Annotated in this window: 5 protein-coding genes; 3 read left to right on the forward strand and 2 right to left on the reverse strand. The window is 74.2% G+C overall.

All coding sequences use genetic code 11. The annotated features are described in order from the left end of the window. Nucleotides 1–395: 395 nt before the first annotated feature. Together ACZ6TV_RS37525 and ACZ6TV_RS37530 are read right to left on the reverse strand one after the other, a co-directional pair. Nucleotides 396–1,553: a sensor histidine kinase gene (locus ACZ6TV_RS37525; protein ID WP_465303044.1), complete on the reverse strand. Its 1,158-nt coding sequence runs from the start codon at nt 1,551–1,553 to the stop codon at nt 396–398. After that, complete coding sequence (locus ACZ6TV_RS37530) at nt 1,550–2,212, reverse strand: response regulator transcription factor (protein WP_465303046.1); 663 nt, start codon at nt 2,210–2,212, stop codon at nt 1,550–1,552. The genes ACZ6TV_RS37525 and ACZ6TV_RS37530 overlap by 4 nt, the downstream gene beginning before the upstream one ends. An 86-nt stretch (nt 2,213–2,298) precedes the next feature. Between ACZ6TV_RS37530 and ACZ6TV_RS37535 the strand changes: the two genes are divergently transcribed. From ACZ6TV_RS37535 to ACZ6TV_RS37545, 3 genes are all read left to right on the forward strand, one after another. After that, entirely contained in the window at nt 2,299–3,228 is a 930-nt protein-coding gene (locus tag ACZ6TV_RS37535) for an ABC transporter ATP-binding protein (protein WP_465303048.1), read from the forward strand. After that, the gene (locus ACZ6TV_RS37540; protein ID WP_465303050.1) at nt 3,225–4,778 is read left to right on the forward strand and encodes a DUF1349 domain-containing protein; all 1,554 of its coding nucleotides are present in this window, start codon (nt 3,225–3,227) and stop codon (nt 4,776–4,778) included. The genes ACZ6TV_RS37535 and ACZ6TV_RS37540 overlap by 4 nt, the downstream gene beginning before the upstream one ends. A gap of 185 nt (nt 4,779–4,963) precedes the next feature. Beyond that, on the forward strand, nt 4,964–5,725 hold the full coding sequence (locus ACZ6TV_RS37545; protein ID WP_465303052.1) for an ABC transporter permease: 762 nt from the start codon (nt 4,964–4,966) through the stop codon (nt 5,723–5,725). Nucleotides 5,726–5,816: the final 91 nt, after the last annotated feature.

The following is a 5,816-nucleotide window of genomic DNA, read 5'->3' on the forward strand; positions in this document are numbered from 1 at the left end:
CGGGTGCCGGGTTGCCGCGGGCTTGGCGGTGGTTGGTCGGGTTGGTTCGGTGGGGCGGCGGGTGCCGGGTTGCCGCGGGCTTGGCGGTGGTTGGTGGGTTGGTTCGGTGGGGCGGCGGGTGCCGGGTTGCCGCGGGCTTGGCGGTGGTTGGTCGGGTTGGTTCGGTGGGGCGGCGGGTGCCGGGTTGCCGCGGGCTTGGCGGTGGTTGGTCGGGTTGGTTCGGCGGGGCGGTGGATGCCGGTTGTCACGGGCTGGGCGGTGGTCGGCGACGGCCAGTTCCGGTGGTCTGCCGGGCTGGTTCAGTGGCGCGCGGCGGAAGCCGGGTGCCCCACGAGCCGGCCGAATGCCGGTGCGGCGGACGGCGAATCCTCGTGGTTGGGCGTCGGCGGGGTGGCTCAGCGGAGCGGGCGGAAGTCGATGGTGACGTCGAGGCCTCCTTCCGGGCGGGACAGCACCCGCAGGTCGGCTCCGTGGGTGTTGGCGATGGCGTGGACGATCGCGAGGCCGAGGCCGTGCCCTTCGGCTCGGCCGATGCGCTGGCCGTCCAGGCGCTGAAACGGTTGCAGCAGGCGGCCTATCTCGTCCGCCGGGACGACGGGGCCGGTGTTGCGCACCGTGAGCCTGGCCGCGCCCCGCACGGCCGGGCCGGCGCTGCTCCCGCTCGCCGGGCCTCCAGCGGCGGGGGCGTCGACGGTGGACGTGGTGACCTCGATCCAGCCGCCGTCGATGTTGTACCGCACGGCGTTGTCGACGAGGTTGGCCACGAGGCTCTCCGCGAGGCGGGGGTCGCCGGCGCCGACGGACGGGGCGAGGGTGGTGTCGACGCGGACGCCGCGGATCTTCGCCTCGCCGGAGCGGCGGCGCACGGCGGCGGTCGCGATGGCGGCGAGGTCGACGGGCTCGTCCTGCTCGATGCCCTGCTCGCCGCTGGCGAGGGTGAGCAGGGCGTCGACGAGGCGCTCCTGGGCGGCGCCGAGGGTGAGGACCTCGTGGCAGGCCTCGCGGAGGGTGTCGACGGTGGCGTCGGGGTCGGCGAGGGCGACCTGCAGCAGCGCCCGCTCCGCGGCGAGCGGGGTCCGCAGCTCGTGGGACGCGTTGGCGACGAAGCGGCGCTGCGACGCGAACGCCGCCTCCAGGCGCTCGAAGACGCTGTCGAGGGTCTCCGCGAGGTCGGTGAACTCGTCGTCGGCGCCGGTCTTGCCGAGCCGCCGGTGCAGGCTCGTGGCGGAGATGTCCTGGGCCGTGGCGATGATGGCGCGCAGCGGACGCAGCACCCGCCCGGCGGTGATCCAGCCGCCGATCACCGCGACGATGCTGGCGAACGCCACGACGATCAACGACAGGCGGAACAGCCGCTCGTCGGCGATGTCGGGCGCGGCGGGGCCGGGCAGCCCGTAGCGGGCGTCGTTGTAGCTGTCGTGCAGCGCCGGCGCGGTCGCGGACTGCCCATAGGAGACCAGCCCGATGGACGAGATGACGACGAACACGAACGGCACGGCATACAACGCGGTGAGCCGCACCTGCAGGCCGCGGCGGCGGCTGCCGAACCTCATCGCGCACCGATGCGGTAGCCGGCCTCGCGGACGGTGTGGATGAGCTCGGGTGTGCCGAGCTTGGTGCGCAGCCGGCGGATCGTCGTCTTCACCGCGGTCGTGAACGGGTCGGCCGCCTCGTCCCACACCCGCTCCAGCAGGTCCTCGGCGGAGACCGGCCGGCCGTCGGCGGCGAGGAGGCACTCCAGGACGCCGAACTCCTTCGGGCTGAGCTCCAGGCGGCGCCCGCCCCGGGACGCGACCCGCCTGGACGGGTCGACGGTGAGGTCGCCGAGCTCATAGATCGGCGGCAGTGCCTCGGCGGGGCGCCGCGCCAAGGCCCGGATGCGGGCCACCAGCTCGTCGAAGTCGAACGGCTTCGGCAGATAGTCGTCGGCGCCGAGGCCGAGACCGTCGACGCGCTGCTTGACGGTGCTCGCCGCGGTCAGCATCAGGACCCGGCTGCTGGCGCGCGCCGCGACGATCCGCCGGCACACCTCGTCACCGTGGACACCCGGCAGGTCCCGGTCGAGGACGACGACGTCATACCGGTTGACGGTGAGCCGGTCGAGCGCCTCGGCACCGTCGAGCACGACGTCGACCGCCATGCCCTCACGGCGCAGCCCCGTCCCGACCGTCCTTGCCAGGACCTCGAAGTCCTCGACCACCAGCACCCGCATGCCCCCACCTTGCCAGGCCGAAGGTGTCAGTGAGGTGTCAGCCGCTGTCACCGTGGTGACACCGGCCCCCACGTACAACGGAACCCATGATTGTCGTCAACGGACTCCGCAAACGCTTCGGGTCGCACACCGCCCTCGACGGGATGACGTTCGCGGTCGCGCCCGGCCAGGTCACCGGCTTCGTCGGGCCCAACGGCGCCGGCAAGTCCACCACGATGCGGGTGATCCTCGGCCTCGACGCGCCCGACGCCGGCACCGCGCTCGTCGCCGGCCGCCCATACCGCAGCCTCACGCGCCCGCTGTGCCACCTCGGATCGCTGCTCGACGCGGGGGCGCTCCAGCCGGGCCGCACCGCGCGCAACCATCTGCTGTGGCTCGCGCACTCGCAGGGCCTGCCCGGCCGCCGCGTCGACGAGGTCCTGGAGCGGGCCGGCCTGCAGTCCGTCGCGCGCCGAGCCGCCGGCAAGTTCTCCCTCGGCATGCGCCAGCGCCTCGGGATCGCGGCCGCCATGCTCGGCGACCCGCCGGCGCTGATGCTCGACGAGCCGTTCAACGGCATGGATCCGGAAGGCATCGTGTGGATGCGCCGCCACCTGCGCGAGCTCGCCGCCGAAGGCCGTGCCGTCCTCGTCTCCAGCCACCTGATGAGCGAGCTGGAGGACACCGCCGCCCATGTCGTGATCGCCGGCCGCGGCAGGGTCATCGCCGACACCGGCATCGCCGAGCTGCTCAGCACCGCCGCCGCGGGGCGGGTCACGCTGCGCACAGGCGCCGCTTCGATCGATGCCGCCACTGGTGTGCTGGAAGGGAAAGGCGCGTCCGTCGCCCGCACCGACACGGGCACGCTCACCGTCACGGGGCTGCCCGCCGAGACGGTCGTGCAGGTGCTGACCTCGCACGGGGTGCCGTTCGCCGAGATCTCCTCGCACCGCGCCACCCTCGAGGAGGCCTATCTGGAGCTGACCCGCGACGCTGTCGAGTTCCGCGCCGTGACCGGGTCGGAGGGGGCACGATGAGCGGCTTCGCGCGGGTCGTACACGCGGAATGGACGAAATTCAGGACGGTGCGGGGCTGGACGGCCGGGATGCTCGCGGCCGCAGCGGTGATCGTCGTTTTCGGCCTGTTCCCGGGGATGCAGGGCACCTGCGACGACAGCTGTTCCCTGCCCGTCGGACCCGAGGGCGGGGAGGTCACCGACGTGTTCACGTTCGTGCACCGGCCGCTCGCCGGCGACGGCAGCGTCACCGTGCGGGTCGTGTCGATGACCGGGCAGCTGCCCGACCTGACCGGCACCGGTCAGCGGCCGGGGACCGCGCCGTGGGCCAAGGCAGGCCTGATCGTCAAGGACGGCACGAAGCAGGGCTCCACGTATGCGGCGGTCATGGTCACCGGCGCGCACGGGGTGCGGCTGCAGCACGACTACGTGCACGACCGTGCCGGGAAACCCGGCGCCGTCACCGCTTCGGCACCGCGATGGCTGCGGCTGACCCGCGCCGGCGACGTGGTCACCGCACTGGAGTCCGCCGACGGCACCGCGTGGACCGGCGTCGGGACCGTCCGCCTCGACGGGCTGCCCGCGACCGCGGAGGTCGGCCTGTTCGTCACGTCGCCGATGTACGTGGAGGCACAAGGCACCGCCGGTGCGGCCGGCGCGCCGAGCCTCGCCACGGCCGGTTTCGACCACCTGACCACGACCGGCAGCTGGCCGTCCGCGACCTGGACGACCGAACGCGTCGGCGGCCAGGCCGACGAGGACCGTCCCCTCGGCGGCCCGCCCCCGCCGGCGGCCGGTGAGGAGCCGGGCGGCGACAGGGCACCCGCCGCCGGCCAGGAGACCGGGGCCGAGCGGACCGGCGACGGCTTCACCGTCAGCGGCTCGGGCGACATCGCCCCCGCCGTGGCGGGCGCCGCGGGGCTCGGCACGACGATCAGCCAGACGCTCGTCGGCACGTTCGCCGGCCTCGTGTTCGTCGTCGTGGTCGGCGCGATGACGATAACCGGCGAATACCGGCGCGGCCTGGTCCGCACCTCGCTCGCCGCCGTGCCCCGCCGCGGGACGGCGCTCGCGGCGAAGGCGACCGTGCTCGGCGGCTTCACGTTCGCCGTGGGCGTGGTCGCGGCGGCCGTCGTCGTCGCCGTCGGACCGGGCATCATCCGCGGCAACGGCGTCTACGTCCATCCGGTGTCGCTGGCGACCGAGCTGCGGATCGTCGCCGGCACCGGGGCGCTGCTCGCCGTCGCGGCCCTGCTCGCGCTCGCGTTCGGCGTGCTGCTGCGACGTGGCACGGCGGCCGTGACGCTCGCGATCGTGGCGACCGTCGTGCCGTATCTGCTGGCCATGACCGTGCTGCCTGTCTCCGCCGGCGCGTGGCTGCTGAGGGTCACCCCGGCGGCGGCGTTCGCCGTGCAGCAGGCCACGCCGCAGTACACGCAGGTGGAGGGCCTGTATACGCCCGCCAACGGCTTCTTCCCGCTCGCGCCGTGGGCGGGGTTCGCGGTCCTGCTCGCCTGGGCCGGCGCCGGGCTGGCCTTCGCCGCGTACCGATTCCGTGGGAGGGACGTATGACCCGCGACCCGCTGCGCCAGGACGAGCGTGTGACCCGAGACCCGTTGCCGCAGGGCGAGCGTGTGAGCCGTGAGCTGAATCGGGAGGACGGGCGGGTGAGTTCTGGGCCGCTTCCAGCGCAGGGGCAGGCGGTCCGTGGACGTGACCGGGGTGAGCGCTCGAATCCGCAAGCGGTGGAGGGACGTGTGCGGGCGCTGCCGGCGGAGGGTCTGCGCTATCTGCGGGCGGAGTGGACGAAGCTGCGCACCGCACCCGAGACGGTGTGGCTGGTCCTCGGGATCGTCGCGGCGACCGTCGGCGTGGGTCTCGTCGTCGCGCTCAACATGCCCTGCACCACCGCGGTCTGCGGCGGCGACCCGACCAAGGCCGGGCTCACCGGTGTCCAGCTCGGTCAGGCGGTCGTGGCGGTCCTCGCCGTCCTGGCCGTCGGCGGTGAGTACGGCACCGGCATGATCCACGCCACCCTCACGGCGATGCCGCGGCGCACCGGGATTCTCGTGGCCAAGGCCGTCGTCGTCACGGCCGTCGTCGCGCCCGCCGCGGTGGTCGCGGTCACGGTCGCCGCCCTCGCCGGCCGGCACATCCTGCCCGCCGGGGTCTCGACGTCGGTGGTGGTGCGGGCGGCCGGCGGTTCGGTGCTGTACCTGATGCTCATCGGGCTGCTCGCGGTCGGTGTCGCCGCCGTCGTGCGCAACGCGGCGGCTGCGGTGGGGGTGGTGCTCGCTCTGCTGTTCCTGTTCCCGATACTCGCCGCCGCCGCGCCGGACCCGACCTGGGAACGGCACCTGCTGCAGGCCGGCCCGATGACCGCCGGGCTCGCCGTCCAGGCGACCACGGGCCTGGACAAGCTGCCGATCGGGCCGTGGGCGGGCCTGGGCGTGACCGCGGCTTGGGCGGCGGCCGCACTGCTCGCCGCCGCGATCGCCCTGGAGGCCCGCGATGCCTGACCCCTGACCTCTGGCGCCCTGCGGGTCTGCCGCGCTGCGGGAAGGGCGCCCTGCGGGAAGGGCGCCCTGCGGGTCTGCCGCCTTGCGGGTT

This window comes from Dactylosporangium sp. NPDC051087 (assembly GCF_055586325.1).